The sequence below is a fragment of the Streptomyces sp. NPDC003943 genome (assembly GCF_053605265.1).
This window is the reverse complement of the sequence record NZ_JBSGIW010000018.1, coordinates 45154-67071: the sequence shown is the minus strand read 5'-3', so window position 1 is coordinate 67071 and position 21918 is coordinate 45154. Positions and strand designations below refer to the sequence as shown.

Genomic DNA, 21918 nt, shown 5'->3' with positions numbered 1-21918 from the left:
GCTCGTCGCTCGGGGGGCTTTCGCGTTCCCCGGAGGTGTTTCCGGCGGCCTTTCTGACGGCCTTTCTGGCGGCCTTCTGGTGGCCTTTCCGGCGGGCGTCCCGAATCCTCTCCGGCAGCTTCCTGCCCGGCGCGGTTGATGCCACGGAAAAGCCTTCCACGGGCGCGTCCGGCAGGACATCATTAACTCGTCGCCAACGAACGGAGGCGACACCGGGAGGAAATCCCGGGAATCTCGATAACACTCAGGAGTAATCATGCTGAAGATCGTCAAGGTTGTCGCTGCCAAGGCCGTCTCCGGTCGGGTCTTCAACTAGTAGCAGTTGCCTCGCGGGCCGGGTGCGGGTCTCCCGTTCCCGGCCCGCGGCAGCGGCTTCACTCGGCTTCCATCCCCCGCTTCAAGGTTCGTTCGGAGGCGCAACGGCCCATGGTGAAAACGGAAACGAAGAACTCGGAATCATCCGATGTGAAATCCATCTGGCGTGACTCCAGATTCCGTCGCCATTTCGCCGGGATGTGGGTCAACGCCTTCGGTAACGGTGTTTTCAACATCGTTCTCCCCCTTCTCGTCTTCGACCGGACGCACTCCTTCGCCGCGATGGGCGGCGTCGCCCTCGCCACGCAGCTCCCCAAGGCGTTTCCCGGCCCCCTGGTCGGCGTGCTCGCCGACCGCCGGTCGCCTCGCGCGATGATGCTGTGGGCCTACCTCCTCCAGGCCGGCCTCGTGCTGACGATCCCGCTCGCCGCCGGCGCGTCCACCGCCGCCGTATGGCTGATCGGCCTCGTCGCGTACGCGATGAACGCCATCGACCTGTTCGCCCGCACGGCCACGTTCGTCACCATCCCCCGCGTCTACGGAGACCGCCGCAGCAAGGTGAACGCGGCCTTCGCCAGCGCCTGGACCTCCGCCTCGGTGCTCGGCCCCGCGGCCGGCGGGTTCCTGCTCCAGATCACGTCCGCCGACGTGCTGATGCTGCTCGACAGCCTCACCTTCCTGGCCATCGCGGGCGTGGTGCTCACCATCGGCACCCCGACCACACCGGGGAACACCTCCGCCGCGCCCATGCGCAAGAGCGTCGCCGAAGGCATCACCTGGTTCCGCAGGGCCGAAGGCGCCGGCCGGTTCCTGAGCTCGATCGCCGCCGTCGCGATCGTGTACGCGCCGCTGGGCACCCTGGCCGTCTTCGCCGTCCGGGACGTGTACGGCGACGGGCCGACCGAGGCGGGTGTCGTCACCAGCGCCGCCGGCGTCGGCCTCTTCCTCGGCACGCTGATCTGCCAGCGCCTCGCCGACCGGCCCAAGGAGCCGGTGATGCGACGTGCCGCCCTGTGGATGGCCGTCGGCGCCGCGCTCTTCGCCGTCCCGTCGTGGCTCGGCGCGGCAGCGGCGATGCTCGTCGTGAACCTCTGCGGCATGGTCTACGCGGTCTCCCGCTCCAACCTCATCCAGGAGCGCGTGCCGATGGAACACCTGGGCCAGACGATGACGGCCGTCCAGTCCCTGGAGTCCGCCGTCCAGCCGGTTTCCGTCGCCGTGGCGAGCGCGGTGCTCGCCCTGGCCGGACCGCCCGGAGCGGCCGTGTTCCTGACCCTCTTCTCGGTCGTCGCGGCGCTGCTGGTCCTCGGCGGCGGGCGGCTGCTGTCCCCCCGTACCGCGACGGCCACCGCCACCGGCACCGCGACCGCTACCGACGCCACCGCGACGGTCACCGCCACCGCCACCGGCACCCGGACCGGCGCGGTCATCCCGAACACCCCGAATACCCCGAACGCAACCGCCCCCGTGGCGGCACACGGAGGCACCCGATGACATCGATCAATCTGCGGCAGGGCCTCTCCGTCCTGCAGCCGGGCAAGGACCTCATGATCGGCCTCATGCCGCCCGCGGCGCTGGTCATCGAGGACGCCCCGGAGTACCTGCGCCACGTCCTCTCCGCCTTCTCGAAGCCCGTCCCCGAGGACGAGGCGCTCGCGACCGTGACCGCCCGCTCCGGGCTGAGCGCGGACGAGGCCCGGACGCTCCTCGGCGAACTCCTCGGCGCCGGCGTGCTCACCCCGCACTGGGTCGACCGCGACGAGCGGTACAGCCGGCACCGCCTCTACTTCGGCGTCTCCGGCTACGACGGCGACCCGATGGAGATCATCCGGAAGAGCACCATCGGTCTCATCGGCACCGGCGGCATCGGCAGCAACGTCGCCATGATGCTCGCCGCCGCGGGTGTCGGACGGCTGGTGGTCGCCGACGCCGATGTCGTGGAGACGACCAACCTCACCCGCCAGTTCCTCTACACCGAGGGCGACGTCGGCACCCCGAAGGTCGAGGCCCTGGCCCGCCGCGTCGCCGAGCGCAACGCCGATGTGCGCGTCGACATCGTCAACGAGCTCTTCGACGGGCCCGACTTCGCCGTCCGGCACTTCGCCGGCTGCGACCTCGTCATCCTCTCCGCGGACACCCCGCAGGACGTCCACCGCTGGCTGAACGAGGCGTCCGTGCGCACCGGCGTCCCGTACACCTGCGCCGGTTACCTCGACACGATGGGCATCGTCGGCCCCCTCGTCGTCCCCGGCCGCACGGCCTGCCTGGAGTGCCACTTCGCCGACACGAGCCTGGCCTCGTACAACGACGGCGACCTGGCGGGCACCGACTTCACCGACTACAACCGGTCCTACCAGGCGCCGAGTTACGGTCCGCTCAACGCCATGGTCTCCGCCGCCGCCGTCAACGAGACGCTGCGCTTCCTGCTGGGTCTGCCGGCCAGGTCCCTGGGCGCCAAGCTGCTGCTCGACTCCATGGAGTACGGGGTCCAGGCGGAGGAGTACGAGAAGAACGACGCCTGTGCCTCGTGCGGCGCGGGCGCGCGGGAGGAGATCCTGAGCGGCGCGGCCTGACCGGGCGAGGGCGCGAGCGGAGGACGAACAGTCACCGGGTGCCGGCGGCAGTGGAGGGAGCACCTCCGGCCGGCACCCGGTTCTCGGCGTTCCGGCGGCAGAGGGAACGCCTCCGGCCGGCACCCGGTTTTCGGCGTTCCGCCGGCGGAGGGAACGCCTCCGGCCGGCACCCGGTTCTCGGCGTTCCGCCAGCTCAGGGAATGCCTCCGGCCGGCACCCCGTTCTCGTGCGTTCCGGCGGCGGTCGGTCGCCTCAGCCGCGCAGCGGGAGCGCCATCTCCAGTTCCCGCTGGCTCTCGTTCAGCGCGTACGGCTCCTCGTGGCCCGTGGGAACGAAGCCGCTGCGGCGGTAGAACGCGATGGCCCGGTGGTTCTCCTCGTGGACGAGGAGGACCAGGCGCTCGGCCGCGGTCTCCTCACGTGCCCAGCGCACGATCTCGTCCAGCATGACCGTCGCCACGCCACCGGCCGGCCCCCGGTGGTCGGGGTGCAGCCAGACGCCGACGAGCTTGGCGGTGTCGGGCGCCGGCAGGAACCCGTTCATGACTCCGACCCACGCGCCCTCGGGCTCGACGGCGGCCACGCCGATGTTGCCGGGGCTAGCGGCCCGCGTCGTGCGGAACTGCCACTCCGAGTCCGGGTGGCCGAGTGCGTCGTCGACCGTCTCGAGGTAGGCGAGCGGGGTGTCGCGCAGCATCTCCAGGCGTATCGCGCGGTACGCGGGCCAGTCCTCGGGTCGTACGCGGTGCAGGGTGTAGTCCATGGCGGGCGATCCTCGCAGGACGACGCGGCTCCGGCCAAGCGGGGGCGGCCGGTGGCCCCGGTCGACGACACCGGCCGGTGGTCGCTGCGGGGCCGGTGTCACGCGGGCAGGGGGCCCGGTCCGGGGAGGGGGTCGGGAAGCCGGGGGGCGGCGGTGATCCGCCAATGCGCCAGGGGAGGGCTGGTCTTCAGCACGCGCAGGCAGATCTCCCCTGCGGTGCAGACCGCCTCGGCGGGGTCGCGCGTGCGGTGGAAGAAGGTCAGCTCGATCCGGCCCGGTTCGGACTGGGCGTGGACATGCTCAAGACGGTCCGCGGGCCTCGCGGACGCCCACACGATGTCCGTGACCGCCGCCGCCTCCAGCACGCGGTGCGGGGCGGCATCGGTCGCGACGAGCGTGGCTGTGGTCATGAACATGAGGCCTCCCGGCCATGCGGGCGGTCCCTCGGGAACGGGGCCTGGGGCGGGGTGCGGATCCGTCGTACCGGCCTGCCGAACCTTTCATGATCGCCAGTCTGCCGAACTGTCCTGAACGCCGGAAGAGTTGGCCACTGGCATGAACCGCGCCCGGCAGCCACCTGCCCGCGAGAGCTGTTTCCAGCCAGGTGACGGTCGGGCGGGATCCCTTCACCGAGCGTGACCGTCGTGGGGATGAGTCTTGTCGAGCGGCCCCTGACCTGCAAGGATCGTTCCCCGACGATGGACCGGCGGGGACGAATCGGCTTTTGGGACACAGACCGGGGGGTCGCTGTGCTGGCGAGTTTGGGACTGGATGCGGACGCCGAAAGGGTCTACCGCCTGATGCTCACGCACCAGGACTGGGGAGTCGGCGAGCTCGCGGACCATCTGTCGCGGTCCGAGTCCGACGTGCGCGAGGCGCTGGACCGGCTCGCCGAGCTCAACCTCCTGCGCCGCTCCCTCCAGGCCCCCGGCGGACTCCGCCCCGTCAGCCCCAACCTGGGCTTCCAGCTCCTGCTCCAGCGCCAACAGGCCGAGCTCCTCGCCCAGCAGCAGCAGTTCGCCGAGTCGCAGGCCGCCATCAGCACCCTGCTCGCCGAGTACGCCGAACTGCGCACCGGTGAACGGCACGGCGTCGAGTACCTCCAGGGAATCGACGCCATCCAGGCCCGACTCGAGGAACTGGCCCATCGCAGCACCGACGAGTGCCTGTCGTTCATGCCGGGCGGCGCCCAGTCCGCGGCCAGCCTGGAGGCGAGCCGGCCGCTCGACGCGGACCTGATGCGCCGCGGCGTACGCCTCCTGACCGTCTACCTGGACAGTGTCCGCAACGACAATCCGACCGTCGAGTACGCGCACTGGCTGCACGACAACGGCGGCGAGGTGCGCACCGTCCCCTCCCTGCCGCTGCGCATGGTCCTCTTCGACCGCGAAGTCGCCCTGCTGCCCATCGACCCGGACAACACCAGGAAGGGGGCGGTGCAGTTGACCGGCCCTGGTGTGCTGACCGCTCTGGTGTCCCTGTTCGAGCAGGTGTGGGAGCGCGCCGCGGTGCTCGGCAGCGTCCGCGACCGGGACGACGCCGGTCTGACCGCGCAGGAGCGGGAACTGCTGCGCCAGCTCACGCAGGGCGCCACCGACGAGATCGCGGCGAAGAAGCTGGGCATCGGCCTGCGCACCGAGCGCCGGATCGTGTCCGAGCTCATGGCCCGCCTGGGGGCACGCAGCCGGTTCGAGGCCGGCGTCCTGGCGTCGAAGGCGGGCTGGACGGACTGACCCGGTCAGTCCCAGCCGGCGCCGTCGGTGGCGGGGTCGGCCGTCAGCGGCGCCGTGTCCCAGCCGGCGCCGTCGGCGAGCGTGACGGGGGTGGTGTCCCAGCCCGCACCGGCGCGGACGGGAAGGTGGCCGGCGCCCAGGTGCGAGGCGGCGCCGAGTCCGATCACGGTGACGAGCGTGGCGGCGGCAAGACGCATCGAGGTACGCGAAGCAGACATGGCTCTCTCCAGGCGATGAGTGGGGGCTCCTCGTCGACGGCGGCATCGGCGGCCGTTTCCGACGGTCCCGGGAGCTTGTCGCCCTCCCGGTGTCCACGAGTCTGGCCGAGGTCACCCAGGGTGCGGAAGAGATCACGCCTGGCAGGAAATGCCCCCGGCACCCACCTGCCTGAGGCCGCCCTGGCCGGTTCCAGCCGGACGGATCCGGCCATCCAAGGACCTCTCCCCGAGGTTCCCGCCACCGGCTGAAAACCGCCCTGACCAGCAAAAAGACCCTCCCGAAGGAGGGTCTTGGCTGTGCGCCCCCGGCAGGACTCGAACCTGCGGCCAAGTGCTTAGAAGGGACTTGGCCGCACCACGATCACGTGGGCGATGACCTGGCGTTTTTCGCTTCGCTGGCACGCTTCCCGCGAGGTCTCTCCGCGTATTCACCGGAGGGAGTCATTCCGGTGCGAGTTCGTGCAGCGAGCGCGACTTCTCCGGGGAGACGCCGCCTCATACGGCTGAGTCGTCAGGATGCCTCTTGGTTCGAGGGGACTGAGGAACCGCTCTCGCTGAGTGATGGCAGGGTATCGAGTGCATCTGCGATCAATGCGCCGTAGGACTCATTGACCCATGAGGCGACCTGTCGGACATCGGGGTTTGACGATCTTCGTGCTGCCTTGACCACTTGGGCGAGCAGAGCCCAGGCTTCCGCATGTACGAGGAGTTCCGCCCACCGGGAGTAGTAGTCGTCGTCCCCATCGGTGAGCTGAGGGAGATGAGCCGCGAGAAGTTCTTCGAGGCAGGGAAAGAGCTGCTCGCGAGGGATGTTGACGATGGCTTGGCGTGCTTTAAGAGCCCAGCCGGGCGACATTGCCAGGTCAGCAAGCTGCGGTAGCAAAGTGGGGTCAGCATGTAGTTCCCCGAGGTACGCCAGCGCCGCCGCTCGTTGCCAGCTGTCGGCCGACAGGGCAGACCTGAGTACTTCGGTCTTGCTCTTGGCCTGCCGAAAGAACAGCGACTGGCGATGAGCGAGCTTTTTCTGGGCATCGACGCAGGCTTGCCAGAGCTCCTCGTCTCGCAGTGGTTCTTGTGAGGTCATCCGGTCATGATGCGGTCCGCTGTACGGACAGCCAACCGAGATTCACGTCACGGCGAAGGCCGGGGTGAACGCATGGTGCGAAGGCGATGTTTCTGGTCGATCGGTCGACGTTCGGTTCCTCGTCGACTGGCCTGGTCAAATCCGGCGGGGGGTCGTGCGACGCTTGGGGTTCAAGACGGGAGTGGAGGAGAGATCAGGTGGCGGAGCAAGCGAGCCCTCGCGGAACCTTCCTGAAGATTGCCGATCAGCTCAAGGCTCAGATCGCCGCCGACGCGAGCATGACCGAACTGCCGTCGCTGGCGGAGGTCACCGCCGAGCACGGCGTATCTCGCGGGGTGGCCCTCCGCGCGTTCCGTGCGCTCCAGAAGGAGGGTGTCGCTGAGCCGGTGCCCGGGGCCCGGTGGCGTGTAGTGCGGGCGGGGGAGTCCGTAGACCGCCGGCCGCTCCCCGAGCGGATCGCCGCGCTCATCACGGCTGAGGGTCTGGAGGTGGGGGCAGTCTTCCTCAGCGAAGGGGAATTGAGCACCCGGCTCGGCGTGTCCCGCCCCACCATCAGCAAGGCCATGGCCCAGTTGGAGGCCGCCGGCCTGCTCACCGAAGGGGGGCAGGGAAAGCGCCGGTCCGTCCGGGCCCTGCCGTCCCACGAGGAGGACTCGAAGTCTTGACCACTGCCACGCTCACCGAATGGGCTTACCCGCTCGCGGAGTCGCTGCTCGCCGACCCGCTCCCGCGCCGCTGGCAGCACTGCCTCGGCGTCGCCGAGCGAGCCCGAGCGATCGCGGAGATCCTTGGGCCGGACGCCGAGCTGCTGGAAGCCGCGGCGGTTCTGCATGACATCGGTTACTCGCCCGACCTCGCCAAGACCGGCTTCCACCCGCTCGACGGCGCCCGCTACCTCCGCAGCGTCGGCGCCGACGAGCGCGTCGTGCGGCTGGTCGCCCACCATTCCTGCGCCTGGATGGAGGCGGAGGCGAGGGGCATGCGGGAGGAACTGGAAGCCGAGTTCCCGCGGGAGGAAGAGCACCTGGCCGACGCGCTCTGCTTCTGCGACATGAACACCACGCCGGACGGGACCCCCACGAACCCCGTGGACCGCATCAACGAGATCGCGGGTCGCTACGGCGTGGACAGCCTGATCGGGCAGTTCATCCGGCGCGCCGAGCCGGAGATCCTGCTGTGCACGGTGCGCGTGCTCACCAGGCTCTCCGAGGCGAAGGCCGGCGCGGCTCAGCCGATGTAGGGCGCGGTGCGGGTCCGGTCCAACGCGTGCTGAATGCGGAGCCGCATCGTGGAGTGAATGTCGAGTTCGGCCAGGTCCGCCGGGTCCACCCAGCGGACCTGCGTCGTCTCGTTGCTCGTGCGGATCTCCCCGCCGACCGGCCGCGCCCGGAAGCAGATGCTGAACTGCTGCCGCGCCTCGCCGTCGTCGTACAGCATGACGTGTCCGGGGTCGGTGTAGATCCCGGACAGGTCGAGCACCTCAGCCTTGATGCCGGTCTCTTCCCAGACCTCTCGAACGACGGTGTCGCTAATGGACTCGCCGACATCGTGGCCGCCGCCAGGCAGCGCCCAACGGCCGTTGTCCGAGCGCTGAATCATCAGCACCTGGCTGGCATCGTTCTGAACGAATGCCACGACGGAAGGAACGACGCTGTTCGCGGGCGGCGCCTCAGGATCGTGGAGGTAGTCGATGCGTCCCATGATCAGGCTCCCGTGTAGTCGTGGTCGGCCACCGCTCGTGCGCCGCCCCAGGTCTGTTCGATGCTATTGGCGTACGTGTCGAAGAGCCCGCCACCGGGGAGGCGGCGCAAGTGGAGTACGGGGGCCAGGTACGCCCCGATCCCGTACACGTGGGTGTTCACGAGCATCTCGTCGTCCGCCCGGAACAAGGAGTTGTACAGCGTCGCGTCGTGCAGCCTGAGGCCGATCTCGGGGTGGCTGGCGAGGAGCGGCCGGTAGTTCATCAGAGCGTTACGGATCTTGCCATCCATGATCCTGTGCCCCTCGTCGATCCCGCGCTGCCTGACCGCGTCACACGCCGGATCACCGAGCATGAGCCGCACCTGGGCGTTGCCCGAGACCTTGGCCTTCAGGATCTGATGGAACTGGGGGTCCTCGGAGAGCCACAGCCCGGCGTAGACGAGCACGTCCACATGCTTCGACGCCCGGCCGTACATCTCGCGCCACAGCCCCGCCGGCACCATGTGCCGGTGGGGGTAGACCGTCACGATCTCGGCCTTGCTCAGATCCGTGGACGTCTCAACGGCCCGGCCGTCGTCCCACAACGTCGTGACATCTGTGCCGAGTTGAGTCGCGACGGCGTACTGGTGGCGCCGGTACGGAACCTTCCCCTGAGTGATCCAGCGCTCGACGGTCTTTGCGCTGACGTCGATGGCCTCGGCGAGTTGCTGGATGGTCATCCCCTTGGCGAGCAGGGCGGACCGTAAGCGCTCATTGGGCTTGGACATCTTCACCCCCGGGTGGGACGTCTTGGGACCTCTTGACCGTAGCCAGATGCCCCCAAGGTGTCCATGCGCGGGGTGAACAACGCCCCTGACCTGGCGCGATTCTGATGGTGCGCCAAGAAGTCCCGGCGCGAAAACGAAGAACTCCGCAGCCCCTGCTTGACGCAAGTCGATGCAGTACCTGTAATAGAGGTATCGCATCGACCTCGCGAGAGGCCCGGAGCGAAGCCTTAGCCCTCGCTTGCCTGAACCGGCGGAGGTCCAAGGCGAACGCACGAACAGTTCGGGATCGCTCACCTCCACGGGGTGGGCCCCGGGCGCTCGCTGCTTGAGAACTGAACAGAGTGCTGAGGTATCCGCCCCCCTCTGGCAGAAGTGGGCGGCGCATGCGGGTTCTGTCCTCGCTTGCGGAACAGCGCAACCCAGCCTTTCCGCAGCCGTCCGGCTGCGGCCGGTTGCCTCCTCCGCCCGTCCGGGCCCCGTCGCGGGGTGCCGTACGGGCGGGGTCGAGGGGAGCCGGAGTTCGGTTCTAACGGCGTGAACCCCCGGAGCGGCTACTCCGGGGGTTCGTTTCGGGCCGTTCCTGTCAGAGAGGAACACACCCAATGAAGTCCATCGCTGCACTTCAAGCGGCTGTTACGGCCGTCGCGTTCGACGGTGAGCCGTCGGATGCGGAGCTGGATGCGATCGAGCTTGAGATGCCGCTGATCCTGGCGGAGGTCGAGCTGCTCGACGCGCAGATCATGACCATTGACCGCCCGGCGAGCGAGCTGGACGAGCGGCGTATCCGCCGGGCCCGTAACCGGGTCCTGGTCGAGCGCCGGAACCTGACGAACCGCGCCGGTCTGGCGCTGGCGGGCGGTGCTGCATGAACCGCCTCACCTTCTGGAGCCTGATGCTCGCGTGCGCTGCTGTGGAGGTCCTCGGCCTGGTCTTCGACCGTCGCGACGTCCACTACGCCGGCGCCCTAGCGGCTTTCGGGGTCATCGCGGTCGCCCGGCTGCTCTACGTGGCCCGCAAGGATCGGGGCGAGTCGTGAACACCGCAGGAAAGCCGCTGAGCCGCGTACAGCGGGTGGTGTTGGGTCTCGCGTTCGTGCCGATGCTCGCCACCGGCGGCGCCGGCGCGTTCGGCACCTTCACCAACATTCGGGCCGCTTACGGTTCCGGCACGGCGGTGGGTGCGGTCGCGGCCGGTGAGGGCGCGACGGCGGTTCTGGCGATCGTGCTGCTCGGGCTGACGCTGCTGGGGCAGTCCGCCCCGGGGGTGATCCGGGCGGGGCTGTGGGCTCTTCCCGCCGCCGCGTCGGCGATGTCGGCGATGGCCGCCAAGACCCCGGGTGAGATGGTCATCTACGCCCTGACCCCGCTCGGCATGACCGCGTCCGCCGAGGGCGCTGCGTTCCTCGCTCGGCGGATCGTGGTCTACCGCGAGGGCCGCGATGCCGAGGCCGAGCGCCGCTCGGCCGAGGTCGTTCAGTCCCTCGCCTATCACCGGGCGCGGGCCGCCAATCACCCCAGCAAGAAGGTGCAGTGGTGGTCTGAGCGGGTCTCTTGGCGGCTCGCACGGAAGGTGGGCGCCGGTGACCTCGCGCTGGGCGAGCGGCTGCTCGACGTCCAGCGCGCCCAGCTCACCGACGGCGCGAACGCCGCCCTCGCCGCCATGTTCACCATCACCCCGACCTCGACCGCGCCGGAGCTTCCCGCCGGACCGGTCGAGCAGCCGGACGGCATGACGGTAGAGCTGGAGGTGGACCGGTCCACCCTACCGATCCACCCCGCAAATGCGGAGGAATCGACCCAGACCAGCATGGAACGGTCTACCTCTGAGCAGCCCGTTCCGGCCCTGGACTCCGCCCCGGCCGCGCCGTGGTCGTATGACTTGTTCGAGCCGGAAGAGTCCATCCCGCCGCCTGCTGTGGTGGCGCCGGTGGAGTCGACCGGTTCAGCCGTGGTCCGTGCGGTCGCCGCCGAGCAGTCGACCCCGCGCCGGGTGACCCGCCGAGTGCCCGAGGCGGCCAAGACCGCGATGCCGCGTCGCTCGAAGGACGAGTTGCTGGCCGAGGCGCGGCAGTTCACCGAGTCGTGGCCGGTTGAGCATCTGACGGCGGACCGGATCCGCAAGGCGCTTCGTACGTCTCCAGAGAAGGGGCGGTGGCTGCGCGACACCCTGAAGGCTGAGAGGACGGCGGCGTGAGCGCGATCCCGGTCTACCGGTGGCGTCTCGCCCCGGAGGGGTTGGCGACGTACCGGCAGCTCCGGGCACAAGGTCTGCGCCCGGGCGGTCAGGATGTCGCCGCTCAGCTCGAACGGCCCCGCCGCCGGCGCGGCCCGCTCGTTGCCTACCTCTACCGGGTCGACCTGGCCTTGCCGGTCCGCCCGATGACCGCCGCCAAGCGGGCCGCCCTGGAACGCGCGAACGCCGCGCGACGGGTGTGCCCGGAGTGCGGGCGCGACGCCGGGTATCGCATCCCGCCGTCGCTCGGCATGTGCACGCCCTGCGCCTACCCCGACACCGCCACCGCCGCCTGAGCGGCACCGAGGAGAACGCCATGTTCGCCACGCTGTTTGTGCTGCTCTACCTCGGTCACCTGCTGGCCGACTACCCGTTCCAGACCGACCACCAGGCCGCCCACAAGGCCGACCACGGCCCGGCCGGATGGCGCGCCAACCTCACCCACGCCGCCACCCACGTCGCCGCCTGCGGGCTCGCCCTCGCGGCCGGCGCCGCGCTGCTCGACGGCGTGACCGTGAGCGTCCCGGCCGCTGTGGTGGCACTGGCCTGGATCGGTGGCACGCACGCGTTCATCGACCGCCGCTGGCCCGTCCGCTGGTGGATGGAGCACAGCGGTCAGGGCGCGTGGGCCGCCAACGGTGGTGCCGCGCACGTCGACCAGACCGCCCACATCCTCGCCCTCGCCCTCGCGGCCCTCGCGCTGGCCGCCTGACCCGCCAGAAAGGACACGGCCATGACGAACCTGCCCGAGCCGGTCCGGGTGGTACAGCTCCCGGACGGCACCTACACCTACGCCGACCACCTCCCCGCCGTCTCGCAGTCGGCGGCGCCGCAGGTGATCCACCAGCACATCCACCAGGCCCCGCCCGACCGCACCGTCCAGCGCATCGCGCTCGGCTCCGGGGTCGGCGCCGGCGCGGTCGCGGCCGGGGTCTACTTCGGCCCACTGCTCGTCGGTGCACTGACCGCGATCGCCGCGAACCTGGCCCTGCTCGCTTTCCTCGCCGTCGCCCTCGCCTGGGGCGTCCACACCGTCGTGAAGTCCATCGGCGGGCCGGACGGCAAGGCGGCGGCCAAGACCCTCAGCCGCGCCCGCCGAAAGGGCAAGTGACATGTTCCGGGCCGGAGACAAGGTGCTGATCGTCGCGTGCGAGGACGACCCCCGCGCGGTCGGCAAGACCGGCCGGGTCCTGGACGAGGTCCCGCCCGGCCCGCTCACCAACGGCCGCTGGACGGTCGACCGGATCAGCATCTGGATCGCCCCGGTCCTGGTCCACAGCCACGAGATCCGCAAGGTCGACTGACGCCTGCCTGTCCACCCCCGAGGCCATCGCACCCGGGGGTGGGCGGGGAGCCGGGACAGTCCCGCGCCCACCCACACCCACCAGGAGAACCCGATGTTCGGCACCAACCGCACCCCCAACCCGTTCGGCACCGCCCGCACGTCCATGGAGTGGTCGCACTGCCCGGGCTGCCGCAAGCCGGTCCCGCGTCCCAACCCGCGCACGTGCCCCCGCTGCAAGTTCACCCTGCGCCGATGACCCAACCCACCCGACGCATCGTCTGGAGGCATCCGATGGCCCGCAAGAACACCGAGCCGGACCCGAACTACCCCAAGCTCACCGCCGGCGAGCACGCCCGCATCGCGTTCAACGTCGCCCGCATGTGCAAGCGCTCCCTCGCCGGCGAGAACGCCGACCGATCCGACCTGGAGCGCAAGGTCGACCGCATCATCGACCGCGCCCGCGACCGCGCAGAGAAGAACGCCAAGAACGGCCGCAAGTAGCTGTGCCCCGGGGCGGCCGCCAAGCCGCCAAGCATCACCGGCCGCCCCGGGCCCTTGTTCCCTCCCCGCAGAGAGGAAGCACTTCAGTGAAGCACTCCGACGACGACAACGAACTGTTCGCCCGCCTGGAAGCCGAGATGGACGCCGACCGGTCCGGTGACGACGGCGCCGAGGTGGTCGACCTGGACAAGGCCCGCGCCGCCCGCGACACCACCGCGACCACCGTGCCGGTCGAGCCGATCGAGCCGGAGGGCGAGCGCGTCATGGTCGACCAGCCGGTGCCGGTTACGGCCGGGCCGGGCTACCTCGGTCGACTGGCCGGGGCCAAGCGGCGCGACGTGATCCCCATCTGGCTGCGGTCTACCTCCGAGCTGCGTACCGCCGCCGGGTGGGTGGCGCGTCACTACACCCACACCGTCGGCTACCACGCGCTTCGTGCCCCGATCTACGCCGCGCGTCTTGCGCTGCAGTCGCCTGTCGGTGCGGCTCGGTTCGTCGGGGGTGTGATGCGGTGGGTGGCCGACCGGGAGGGTGAACCGGTCCGCGCCGCCGCGGTGCGCCGTGAGGACGCGGAGGAGTACCTGAGGCTGTCCTCGCAGCGCGACAGTCGGGTGAAGCTGCGGATGATGGTCGCCGCGCTCGCCATGTTCGTCGGACTGCTCGCCGCGCTCGCCATCTACATCCTCGCCCCCGGATGGATCCAGGCCCTCTCGGTCGGCACCGTCCTGCTCGCCCTCGGCGCCGCCGGCCGCAAGGCCGACAACCCCGTCATCCATCGCGCGGTCGAACTGCCGAAGGCGACCAAGCTCACCAGCGACATCGTGCTGCGCGCTCTCGGCGCCCTCGGTATCCCCGCGATCAACCAGGCTCAGGGCAAGGGCCGGGACGGGTTCGAGTTCACCGCCCCGATCACCCGCGACGGCCCCGGCTGGCGCGCCGAGGGCAACCTCCCCTTCGGCGTCACGGTCACCGACATCATCGAGCGCCGCGAGCGCCTCGCCTCCGGCCTCAGGCGTCCGCTCGGCTGTGTGTGGCCCGAGGCGGTGCCGAACGAGCACACCGGCCGGCTGGTGCTGTGGGTGGGCGACCAGGACATGAACCAGGCGAAGAAGCCCGCGTGGCCGCTGGCCAAGTCCGGGTCGGTGGACCTGTTCAAGCCCGTCGCCTACGGCACCGACCAGCGCGGACGCTGGGTCGACGTCACCCTGATGTACATCGCCGGAGTGATCGGCGCGATCCCCCGCATGGGCAAGACGTTCCTCCTGCGCCTGCTGCTGCTCATCGCCGCGCTCGACCCGCGGACCGAGCTGCACACCTACGACATGAAGGGCACCGGCGACCTGGACCCGGTCGGCAACGCCGTCTCCCACCGGCACGCCGCCGGCGACGACGACGAATCCATCGCCTACGCGCTGGCCGACTTCCGTGCGCTGCGCGAGGAACTGCGGCGCCGCACGAAGGTGATCCGCTCGCTGCCCCGGGACATCTGCCCCGAGTCCAAGGTGACCTCCCAACTCGCGGACATGAAGTCGCTCGGGCTGCACCCGATCGTGGTCGGGGTGGACGAGTGCCAGGTTCTCTTCGAGCACCCCGAGCACGGCAAGGAGTTCGAGGAGATCGCGACCGACCTGGTCAAGCGCGGCCCCGCCACCGGGATCGTCCTGCTGCTCGCCACCCAGCGCCCGGACGCCAAGTCCCTGCCGACGGGCATTTCGGCGAATGCCGGTGCCCGCTGGTGCCTGAAGGTCATGGGCCAGACCGAGAACGACATGGTGCTGGGCACCTCCGCCTACAAGCGCGGCGTGCGGGCCACGATGTTCGCGTGGGGCGACAAGGGCATCCACTACTTCGTCGGTGAGGGGGCGGACGCCCGGATCGTCTCCTCCGTCTACGTCGACGCCCCCGGCGCCGAGGCCATCGGCGCCCGCGCCCGCGCCGCCCGCGAAAAGGCCGGACTGCTCACCGGCTATGCCATGGGCGAGACCCCTGAGGTCGTGACCGGCCCAGCCTACGACCTGCTCGGCGACATCCTTGCTGTCGTCCCCGCCGCCGAGGAGCGCGTCTGGAACGAGCGGATCGCCGCCCGGCTCGCCGAGCTGCGACCCGACGTCTACGGCGGCTGGAAGGGCGAGAACGTCACCAGCGCGCTCAAGCCTCACGGCATCAAGACCCGCGACGTGGCCGGCACCACCGACGAGGGAAACCGCACAACCCGCCGCGGCATCGTCCGCTCCGACCTCACCAAGGTGACTGCGGAGCGTGACAAGAAGCCTGGTGCTGCATAGCCCGAACCGGTGCTACCGGTAGCACCCACACCTGCTACCGGTAGCACCCCCGCTAGCACACAAAAGACACTCTCACCAGGGATCTAGCGCATAGCACCCCACCTGCGAAAACCCCTGGAAACCGCCCGGGAGGGCCCTTCATGACCCCCGCCCTGCTCGCTATCGCCTGCCTGCTCGTCGTCACCTTCGGTTACGCCGCGAAGTGCGCGGCCTCGCCGTTCGGGGACTGCCGCAAGTGCCGCGGACTCGGCTACGCGCTCAAGACCGACCGCAAGGGACAGCTCAAGCGCGGCAAGGACTGCCGCCGCTGCCACACCACCGGCAAGCGCATACGCATCGGCCGCTGGCTCTACAACCGCGCCACCGCCACCTACCGCGCCGGCACCCGCTGAAGCGTCGTCGGACCGGCGGCCGCCCCCTACCGGGGACTCGCCTACAGCAAGGGCTCGCCAGCACAACCACCGGTCCATACCCCGAACTTGCGAGCACCCGGGGCCCGCGCAGCCTACCCAGCCACCCCGACCAGCCGCCAAGGAGTAACCAGCATGGCCGTGACCATATCCCTGGTCTTCCTCTTCGGACTCGTCCTGTTCTTCCTGCTCCGCTCCCGCACCCTCGGCTACGGCTCCGCGTTCATCGCCGCCGGGTTCGGCTTCTTCCTCGCCTCCACCGGCGCCGCCGGACCCGTCAACAACCTGACCGCCGCCGTCCTCGCCGCCATCCCCCACCTGTGAGCATGGACGCCGTCCCGTACCTGGACTGGGGCGAGGCCCGGCACTTCGACCGCTTCCAGGACCGGCCCTGCTGCTTGTGCGGCAAGCCGACCCCCATGCGGTCCCACGCCGACGAGGCCGTCCACAAGGTGTGTGCGGAGGAGTGGAACGCGACTCACCCGAACGAGTCCCGCCTCTACACCCCGCCCGACAAGAACCGCCCGGAGCGCCCGCAGCACGACGTCGGCACCTGGCGCTTCCACAACGACGGCCCCACCACGCCCGTCCTGCTCCGCCCGGCCCCCGCTGCGGCCCCGCAGACCCGCGACGCGAACAGCGGTGGCGACTTCACCCTGTTCGCCGCCTGAAACGCCGAGAGCGGCCCCCGTCTCGACAAAGCCGGGGCCGCCCTCGTCTGCCAGCACTTCTCACAGAACTGGAGACACCCAGCATGACCCATCCGACCTTGATCCGGCGAGACGGCGACCGCCCGTCGGTGTTGGATTTGTACTCCTGCGCCGGCGGCGCCGGTGCGGGCTACGGCTGGGCAGGGTTCGACGTCGTCGGCGTCGACATCCGCCCCCGCCCCAACTACCCCTTCACCTTCGTCCAGGCCGACGCGCTGGAGTACCTGGCCGCGCTGATCGAGTCCGGCGAGATCGAGCGGTACACGCTCATCCACTCCTCTCCGCCGTGCCAAGCCGAGTGCACGCTCACGGTCGGCACGAACCGGTCTCGCGGCTGGGGGCGCGAGCACTTGGACCTCGTCCCGCCGACCAGGGCCCTGTTGGAGGCATCCGGCCTCCCGTACGTTATCGAGCAGCCCAACGGCCGCGCCGAGATCCGCAAGGACCTGACCCTATGCGGCGAGATGTTCAGGCTCGGTGTCCTGCGGCACCGGAACTTCGAACTGGGCCGCTGGACCGTCACTCGGCCCGCCCACAAGCCGCACCGGGGGCGGGTGCGCGGGTGGCGGCACGGCGAGTTCTTCGACGGCCCGTACGTCGCCGCCTACGGCAACGGCGGTGGCAAGCCCACCGTGGCCGAGCTGCAGGCGGCGATGGGCATCACGTGGACGGACGTCCGCGAGGAACTGACCGAGGCCATCCCCCCGGCCTACTCCCAGTGGATCGGTACCCAGTTCCTCACCCAGGTCCGGGCGGAGGTGGCCGCATGACTCCCGTCCTCGACACCCTCGACGCCGCGCTCACGCTCGCCGCCAGCGGCCTGCCGGTGCTGCCGCTGAGCGCTGACAAGCGCCCGTTCGGTAACTGCCCCGACTGCCGGGACAACCGGTGCGGCGGGCGGCCGAACATGAAGACCCCCGGCCCGTGCCAGTGCCCGCGGCCGTGCCACGCCTGGGCCGCCGCCACCACCGACCCCGCCGTGCTGTCCTCCGGCCCCTGGGCCGCCACCTGGCGCCGCGCTGGGGGCGTCGCCTACCACCCCGGCGGCGCCGGGGTCACCGTCGTCGACCTGGACGACCCCGAGGCCGTCGCGTGGGCCCGCGCCACGCTGCCGCCGACCCGTACAGTGCCGACCACGCGGGGCGAGCACTGGATTTACTCCGGCACCGTGCGCTCGGTGAACGGCGTACGCGAGGGTGTCGACGTCAAGTCCCTGATGTCCTACGCCCGCTGGCTCGGCCCCGGCACTGGCACCATGACCGCCGTCCCGCCCGCCGTGACCGCGCTCGCCGCGAAGGCACCCGCCACGGTCCGGCCGGCGTCGCCGCGCACGGTCGTCGTGCCCGCGCCCGCCGGGGGCGGGGAGTGCCGGCACCGCTCGCCCGCCTACCTGGAGCGCGGCATCGCCATGGCCGAGCAGCGCATCACCGACGCCGCCACCGCGATCCACAACACGGTGTACCGAACGTTTCTCGCGGTGCTCTCGGCCCATGGCCGGTGCGGGTGCCTGACCGAGGCGCACATCGAGCGGCTCTTCATGGCCGCGCAGGCCAAGGGGGAGTCGCCGCGGCACTGCACGGACGCGTGGGCCAACGCCCGTGCCGCTTTGGGGGTGTGACCGTGGCCGAGGACGAGAAGAACCCGGCCCGCGAGATCATCACCAACTACGCGCAGGAGCACTTCCGCTACTTCCGCACGGTCGACGGCACCGTCTACGCCCAGCGCAACGGCCACCCCGTCGCCCGCCCCATCCGTTCCCAGGGCACCACGGGAAGCCACCGCCAGGAACTCATGGTCGGCCTGTTCCGCGACGGGCTCGGCGTCTTCAACGGAACCGCCTTGAAGGAGGCACTCGACTTGATCGAAGCACTCGCGCTCACCGAGGACGTCCAGCCCGTCCACATCCGCGTCGCCCCCGGATTCGACGGCGCCACCTGGCTCGACCTTGGCCGCGACGACGGCAAGTCCGTCCGCATCCACCCCACCGGCTGGGACATCCTCACCCCCGACCCGCGCGAGGTCTGCTGGCGCCGCACCCAGCTCACCGGGGAACTGCCCCTGCCGGTCAAGGACACCGACGGCAAGGGCATCGATCTGCTCATGCGGCTGTGCAACTTCAGCGACGCCCGCGCCGAGAGCCTCGCCCTCGCGTGGCTGGTGGGCTGCCTCGGCCCCGACGTTCCGGTCCCCGCCCCGTTCCTCACCGGCCCCCAGGGCGCGGGCAAGTCCACCGCCGGCAAGATGCTGGTGCGGATCATCGAGGGCATGAGCGGCGACCTGCGCCGCGCCCCGAAGGACGAAGAGAACCTCATCACCGCCGTCGCCGCCGGATGGGTCACCGGCCTGGACAACCTCTCCCACCTCGGCCCGGACCTCTCGGACCTGATGTGCTGCATCGTCACTGGCGCCGAGAACATCAAGCGAGCCCTGTTCACCGACGGCGACGTCGTCCGCGCTCGCTACCGCCGGCCGATGCTGCTGACCGGCATCGACGTCGGCGTCATCCGCCCCGACCTCGCCGAACGCCTCCTCCCTCTCCGCCTGGAGCGGCCGAGGGTGCGGCGGACCGAGGCGGAGCTGTGGGCCGAGTTCGCCCAGGCGCTGCCCGTCATCCTCGGGTCCATCCTCGACCTGGCCGTCGAGGTCCGCGCCGCTCAGGCCGACATCCCGACCGACCTGCGGATGGCGGACTTCGCCCACCTGTGCGCCCAGCTCGACACCGCCCGGAACTTCGGCGCGCTCGACGCCTACCGGACCAGCCTGGACGACCTCAACGACGATGTCATCGAGGGCGATCTCCTCGCCCAGACCGTCCTCAAGCGCGCCGCCGACATCGTGCCCGGCACTGCGGTTCGGATGACGTCTGCCGAGTGGCTGCACGGCCTGACTCAGCTCTACAACGGCGAGGGAGAGTTCCGGCCCCTGCCCAAGGGCTGGCCCACCACCGGCAAGGTCCTCTCCGACCGCCTCAAGCGTCTCCAGCCCGTCCTCGCCGCGCGCGGCGTCCTCGTCGACTGGGGCCGCAAGAACAGCGCCCGCTACATCGAGATCGCCCGCCCCAAGCCCGCGCAGGACGAGCAGCAGGAGTTCTGACCCGCGCCGCGCGGGCCCAGCCGCACAGGCAAGAGGAGCACCCCCGGCCCAGCGCGCCCGGGTGCTCCTCTTGCTCTTCGGCGGCTTGCCGCCGCCCAAGGGGCGTGCCGCTCTGCGGCTCCCCATTCACGCCTGAAGGCGCGCGCAACAACAGACCCCGGCCCCACTTTTTCCTAAGTAGGAAGACGCTGCGTCACCTGCGTCACCGGGGCCCCGAAAACCGCTCCTCACCTGCATCAACGAGGGTGACGCAGAGGCCAAATCTCTGCGTCACCCTTCGTCACCCGCGTCACCCCATGACGGACGGCTCCGTCACCAGTGACGCAGGCCGCTGCCCGCTGCGTCACCGAAAAACCACAGGTCAGAAACCCTGAGTGACGCTGATGACGCAGTGACGCAGAAATCCCCACCTCGGACACACGCGGGCGTCCGAGAAGCCCTGCTCCCAGCCGCGCGATGCCTGGAGTCGGCAGCGCGCCGCCTACAGCGACCCACAGCAAGCCCACCTCCATGCCCTTAGGAGGGACACCTATGGCCGCGCCCAAGACGCGCGCGATGCTCACCGTTCCCGAGCTGTGCGACGAGCTCGGCATCACCCGCTCCACCTTCTATGACTGGCGCCAGAAGCAGCGGGCCCCCCGCTGCATCAAGCTGCCGAACGGCGCCCTCCGCGTGCGTCGGCTCGACCTTGAGATCTGGCTGGACGAGCACGAGGACGCTGCTTGATGGACACGACTTACGACGTGAAGTTCTGGAAGACCTCCGTGTACGTGGGCAAGACGAAGACCACGTACACGGTCCGCTGGATCCTGGAGGGAGAGGAGTGGCGGAAGCCGTTCAACAACGTCGCCCTCGCGGACTCCTTCCGCTCCGGACTGGTGTCCGCCGCCCGCAAGGGGGAGGCGTTCAGCCTCTCCACCGGCTTGCCGGTCTCGTACCAGTCCCGAGCGGCCGGCGTGAAGTGGTACGACTTCGCGATCCAGTTCGTCGACCAGCTCTGGGAGCGGACGTCCGCGAACAATCGCAGGAACGTGGCGAAGGCGCTCACGCCCGTCACGATCGCGCTGCTCCGCTCTCAGCCGACCGCGTTCAAGGGAGTCGACGTCCGTCGGGCCCTCCGCGAGTACGCCTTCAACACCCTCCGGCGAGACGAGGCCCCGCCGGAGGTCGCCGTGGTCCTGCGCTGGGTGCAGCGCAACTCGCTCGCCATGTCTGCATGGGAAGACGAGGACACCGTGGAGACGGCACTGCGCGCAGCCGGGACGAAGCTGGACGGCACGCCCGTGGCCGCCAGCTCGGCCCGGCGGACCAAGCGCGTCCTGAACGTCCTCTTCGAGTACGCGGTCAAGAAGAAGGTGCTCAAGGCGAACCCGCTCCCGAAGGGCAAGGCCACCAACACCACAGCTGCCAAGACGTCCTCCGCCGTCGACAAGCGGGCGCTGCTCAACAGCGAGCAGGCCGCCGACCTGCTCGGGTGGGTCTACGCGCGGCCGCGGGGCGGCCGGCGGCTGCACACCTTCTTCGCCACGATGTACTACGCCGGGGCCCGGCCCGAGGAGGTCGTGGCCATCGACGTCGGGGACGTGCGTCTGCCCGCCCCGGACGCGGAGGACCAGTGGGGCGAGCTGCTGCTTCACACCGCCCACCCCGAGGTGGGCAAGCGGTGGACGGATACGGGAGAGGTGCGCGAGAAGCGCGGGCTGAAGGCGCGGGCCGCGGACGACACGCGCACGGTTCCGTGCCGTCCGGCCTTGACCCGGATCCTCCGGGCCCACATCGAGAAGGAGGGGCTGAAGCCTGGTGATCTCCTGATGCAGGGGGAGAAGGGCGGAGACCTCGCCGGGTCCGTGATCAGGCGGGCGTGGCGGCGAGCGCGGAAGGAAGTGCTTACGCCCTACGAGTTCGGCACGCCCCTGGGCCGCCGCGTGTACGACCTCCGGCACACCTGCCTGACCAACTGGCTCAACGCTGGCGTGCCCGCCGCCACCGTGGCCGAGTGGGCAGGGAACAGCGTTCCGGTGCTGCTCACGACGTACGCCCGGTGCATCGACGGGCAGCTCGATGACCTGAAGAAGCGCATCGAGCAGGCGGGTGAGCTAAGGGATCCGGCCAGGGCGGGGGCCGCCTGAGATCTTCACCGCGTATTCTCCGCAGCCACCCGCAGAAACCCAGTGACAGCCGGACACCGCCGGACACCCCCCGTGCCCGCCGGGGGCGTGTCCTGCGGGTCAGGACGATCACAGAAATGC

General features: G+C 70.3%; 29 protein-coding genes. 23 read left to right on the top strand and 6 right to left on the bottom strand.

The window, feature by feature from the left end; translation table 11 throughout:
* Window positions 1–513: 513 nt before the first annotated feature.
* Together ACWEV0_RS10915 and ACWEV0_RS10910 are read left to right on the top strand one after the other, a co-directional pair.
* Window positions 514–1809, top strand: coding sequence for an MFS transporter (locus ACWEV0_RS10915; protein WP_453148386.1), 1296 nt, complete (start codon window positions 514–516; stop codon window positions 1807–1809).
* Window positions 1806–2888 carry a HesA/MoeB/ThiF family protein gene (locus ACWEV0_RS10910; RefSeq protein WP_453148385.1) on the top strand — a complete coding sequence of 361 codons (1083 nt, stop codon included), beginning with the start codon at window positions 1806–1808 and terminating at the stop codon, window positions 2886–2888. Before ACWEV0_RS10915 ends, ACWEV0_RS10910 begins: the two co-directional genes overlap by 4 nt.
* A 252-nt stretch (window positions 2889–3140) precedes the next feature.
* On the opposite strand, the gene ACWEV0_RS10905 is transcribed toward ACWEV0_RS10910, so the two are convergent.
* Both ACWEV0_RS10905 and ACWEV0_RS10900 read right to left on the bottom strand, forming a co-directional pair.
* The gene (locus ACWEV0_RS10905; RefSeq protein WP_453148383.1) at window positions 3141–3650 is read right to left on the bottom strand and encodes a GNAT family N-acetyltransferase; all 510 of its coding nucleotides are present in this window, start codon (window positions 3648–3650) and stop codon (window positions 3141–3143) included.
* A gap of 98 nt (window positions 3651–3748) precedes the next feature.
* Window positions 3749–4060, bottom strand: coding sequence for a hypothetical protein (locus tag ACWEV0_RS10900; RefSeq protein WP_453148381.1), 312 nt, complete (start codon window positions 4058–4060; stop codon window positions 3749–3751).
* A gap of 390 nt (window positions 4061–4450) precedes the next feature.
* Between ACWEV0_RS10900 and ACWEV0_RS10895 the strand changes: the two genes are divergently transcribed.
* On the top strand, window positions 4451–5383 hold the full coding sequence (locus tag ACWEV0_RS10895; protein WP_453148379.1) for a helix-turn-helix transcriptional regulator: 933 nt from the start codon (window positions 4451–4453) through the stop codon (window positions 5381–5383).
* Window positions 5384–5388: 5 nt separating this feature from the next.
* On the opposite strand, the gene ACWEV0_RS10890 is transcribed toward ACWEV0_RS10895, so the two are convergent.
* Together ACWEV0_RS10890 and ACWEV0_RS10885 are read right to left on the bottom strand one after the other, a co-directional pair.
* Window positions 5389–5601, bottom strand: coding sequence for a hypothetical protein (locus ACWEV0_RS10890; protein ID WP_453148377.1), 213 nt, complete (start codon window positions 5599–5601; stop codon window positions 5389–5391).
* Window positions 5602–6112: 511 nt separating this feature from the next.
* Window positions 6113–6685: a hypothetical protein gene (locus ACWEV0_RS10885; protein WP_453148375.1), complete on the bottom strand. Its 573-nt coding sequence runs from the start codon at window positions 6683–6685 to the stop codon at window positions 6113–6115.
* Between the two features lie 197 nt (window positions 6686–6882).
* On the opposite strand from ACWEV0_RS10885, the gene ACWEV0_RS10880 reads away from it, so the two are divergent.
* Both ACWEV0_RS10880 and ACWEV0_RS10875 read left to right on the top strand, forming a co-directional pair.
* Window positions 6883–7350: a GntR family transcriptional regulator gene (locus ACWEV0_RS10880; protein ID WP_453148374.1), complete on the top strand. Its 468-nt coding sequence runs from the start codon at window positions 6883–6885 to the stop codon at window positions 7348–7350.
* Window positions 7347–7925, top strand: coding sequence for an HD domain-containing protein (locus ACWEV0_RS10875; RefSeq protein WP_453148372.1), 579 nt, complete (start codon window positions 7347–7349; stop codon window positions 7923–7925). Before ACWEV0_RS10880 ends, ACWEV0_RS10875 begins: the two co-directional genes overlap by 4 nt.
* On the opposite strand, the gene ACWEV0_RS10870 is transcribed toward ACWEV0_RS10875, so the two are convergent.
* Complete coding sequence (locus ACWEV0_RS10870) at window positions 7913–8386, bottom strand: NUDIX domain-containing protein (RefSeq protein WP_453148370.1); 474 nt, start codon at window positions 8384–8386, stop codon at window positions 7913–7915. The two genes, ACWEV0_RS10875 and ACWEV0_RS10870, sit on opposite strands and share 13 nt — an antisense overlap.
* A 2-nt stretch (window positions 8387–8388) precedes the next feature.
* Window positions 8389–9105, bottom strand: a complete 717-nt coding sequence (locus ACWEV0_RS10865; protein WP_453148434.1) for an XRE family transcriptional regulator — start codon at window positions 9103–9105, stop codon at window positions 8389–8391.
* Window positions 9106–9755: 650 nt separating this feature from the next.
* On the opposite strand from ACWEV0_RS10865, the gene ACWEV0_RS10860 reads away from it, so the two are divergent.
* The 18 genes from ACWEV0_RS10860 to ACWEV0_RS10775 all read left to right on the top strand — a co-directional run bounded on the left by ACWEV0_RS10860 (window position 9756) and on the right by ACWEV0_RS10775 (window position 21798).
* Complete coding sequence (locus ACWEV0_RS10860; RefSeq protein WP_453148369.1) at window positions 9756–10022, top strand: DUF6284 family protein; 267 nt, start codon at window positions 9756–9758, stop codon at window positions 10020–10022.
* Window positions 10019–10189 carry a hypothetical protein gene (locus tag ACWEV0_RS10855; protein ID WP_453148367.1) on the top strand — a complete coding sequence of 57 codons (171 nt, stop codon included), beginning with the start codon at window positions 10019–10021 and terminating at the stop codon, window positions 10187–10189. Before ACWEV0_RS10860 ends, ACWEV0_RS10855 begins: the two co-directional genes overlap by 4 nt.
* Window positions 10186–11346, top strand: a complete 1161-nt coding sequence (locus tag ACWEV0_RS10850) for a conjugal transfer protein (RefSeq protein ID WP_453148365.1) — start codon at window positions 10186–10188, stop codon at window positions 11344–11346. Before ACWEV0_RS10855 ends, ACWEV0_RS10850 begins: the two co-directional genes overlap by 4 nt.
* Window positions 11343–11681, top strand: coding sequence for an RRQRL motif-containing zinc-binding protein (locus ACWEV0_RS10845; protein WP_453148364.1), 339 nt, complete (start codon window positions 11343–11345; stop codon window positions 11679–11681). Before ACWEV0_RS10850 ends, ACWEV0_RS10845 begins: the two co-directional genes overlap by 4 nt.
* A gap of 20 nt (window positions 11682–11701) precedes the next feature.
* The gene (locus tag ACWEV0_RS10840) at window positions 11702–12097 is read left to right on the top strand and encodes a DUF3307 domain-containing protein (RefSeq protein WP_453148362.1); all 396 of its coding nucleotides are present in this window, start codon (window positions 11702–11704) and stop codon (window positions 12095–12097) included.
* A 21-nt stretch (window positions 12098–12118) separates the two neighbouring features.
* On the top strand, window positions 12119–12496 hold the full coding sequence (locus tag ACWEV0_RS10835) for a DUF6251 family protein (RefSeq protein WP_453148360.1): 378 nt from the start codon (window positions 12119–12121) through the stop codon (window positions 12494–12496).
* A 1-nt stretch (window position 12497) separates the two neighbouring features.
* On the top strand, window positions 12498–12689 hold the full coding sequence (locus ACWEV0_RS10830; protein WP_453148358.1) for a hypothetical protein: 192 nt from the start codon (window positions 12498–12500) through the stop codon (window positions 12687–12689).
* A gap of 93 nt (window positions 12690–12782) precedes the next feature.
* The gene (locus ACWEV0_RS10825; protein ID WP_453148356.1) at window positions 12783–12926 is read left to right on the top strand and encodes a hypothetical protein; all 144 of its coding nucleotides are present in this window, start codon (window positions 12783–12785) and stop codon (window positions 12924–12926) included.
* Window positions 12923–13171, top strand: a complete 249-nt coding sequence (locus ACWEV0_RS10820; protein WP_453148354.1) for a DUF6257 family protein — start codon at window positions 12923–12925, stop codon at window positions 13169–13171. Before ACWEV0_RS10825 ends, ACWEV0_RS10820 begins: the two co-directional genes overlap by 4 nt.
* An 86-nt stretch (window positions 13172–13257) precedes the next feature.
* Window positions 13258–15456 (top strand): cell division protein FtsK, encoded by a 2199-nt coding sequence (locus tag ACWEV0_RS10815; RefSeq protein ID WP_453148353.1) that lies wholly within the window; start codon window positions 13258–13260, stop codon window positions 15454–15456.
* A gap of 140 nt (window positions 15457–15596) precedes the next feature.
* The gene (locus ACWEV0_RS10810) at window positions 15597–15848 is read left to right on the top strand and encodes a hypothetical protein (protein WP_453148352.1); all 252 of its coding nucleotides are present in this window, start codon (window positions 15597–15599) and stop codon (window positions 15846–15848) included.
* A gap of 153 nt (window positions 15849–16001) precedes the next feature.
* Window positions 16002–16190 (top strand): hypothetical protein, encoded by a 189-nt coding sequence (locus ACWEV0_RS10805; RefSeq protein WP_453148351.1) that lies wholly within the window; start codon window positions 16002–16004, stop codon window positions 16188–16190.
* Window positions 16187–16537: a hypothetical protein gene (locus ACWEV0_RS10800; protein WP_453148349.1), complete on the top strand. Its 351-nt coding sequence runs from the start codon at window positions 16187–16189 to the stop codon at window positions 16535–16537. Before ACWEV0_RS10805 ends, ACWEV0_RS10800 begins: the two co-directional genes overlap by 4 nt.
* Window positions 16538–16620: 83 nt before the next feature.
* The gene (locus ACWEV0_RS10795; RefSeq protein ID WP_453148348.1) at window positions 16621–17346 is read left to right on the top strand and encodes a DNA methylase; all 726 of its coding nucleotides are present in this window, start codon (window positions 16621–16623) and stop codon (window positions 17344–17346) included.
* The gene (locus ACWEV0_RS10790) at window positions 17343–18194 is read left to right on the top strand and encodes a bifunctional DNA primase/polymerase (protein ID WP_453148347.1); all 852 of its coding nucleotides are present in this window, start codon (window positions 17343–17345) and stop codon (window positions 18192–18194) included. The genes ACWEV0_RS10795 and ACWEV0_RS10790 overlap by 4 nt, the downstream gene beginning before the upstream one ends.
* Before the next feature lie 2 nt (window positions 18195–18196).
* Window positions 18197–19669 (top strand): ATP-binding protein, encoded by a 1473-nt coding sequence (locus ACWEV0_RS10785; RefSeq protein WP_453148346.1) that lies wholly within the window; start codon window positions 18197–18199, stop codon window positions 19667–19669.
* Between the two features lie 531 nt (window positions 19670–20200).
* Window positions 20201–20395: a helix-turn-helix transcriptional regulator gene (locus ACWEV0_RS10780; protein WP_453148345.1), complete on the top strand. Its 195-nt coding sequence runs from the start codon at window positions 20201–20203 to the stop codon at window positions 20393–20395.
* Window positions 20395–21798 (top strand): tyrosine-type recombinase/integrase, encoded by a 1404-nt coding sequence (locus tag ACWEV0_RS10775; RefSeq protein ID WP_453148344.1) that lies wholly within the window; start codon window positions 20395–20397, stop codon window positions 21796–21798. Before ACWEV0_RS10780 ends, ACWEV0_RS10775 begins: the two co-directional genes overlap by 1 nt.
* Window positions 21799–21918: the final 120 nt, after the last annotated feature.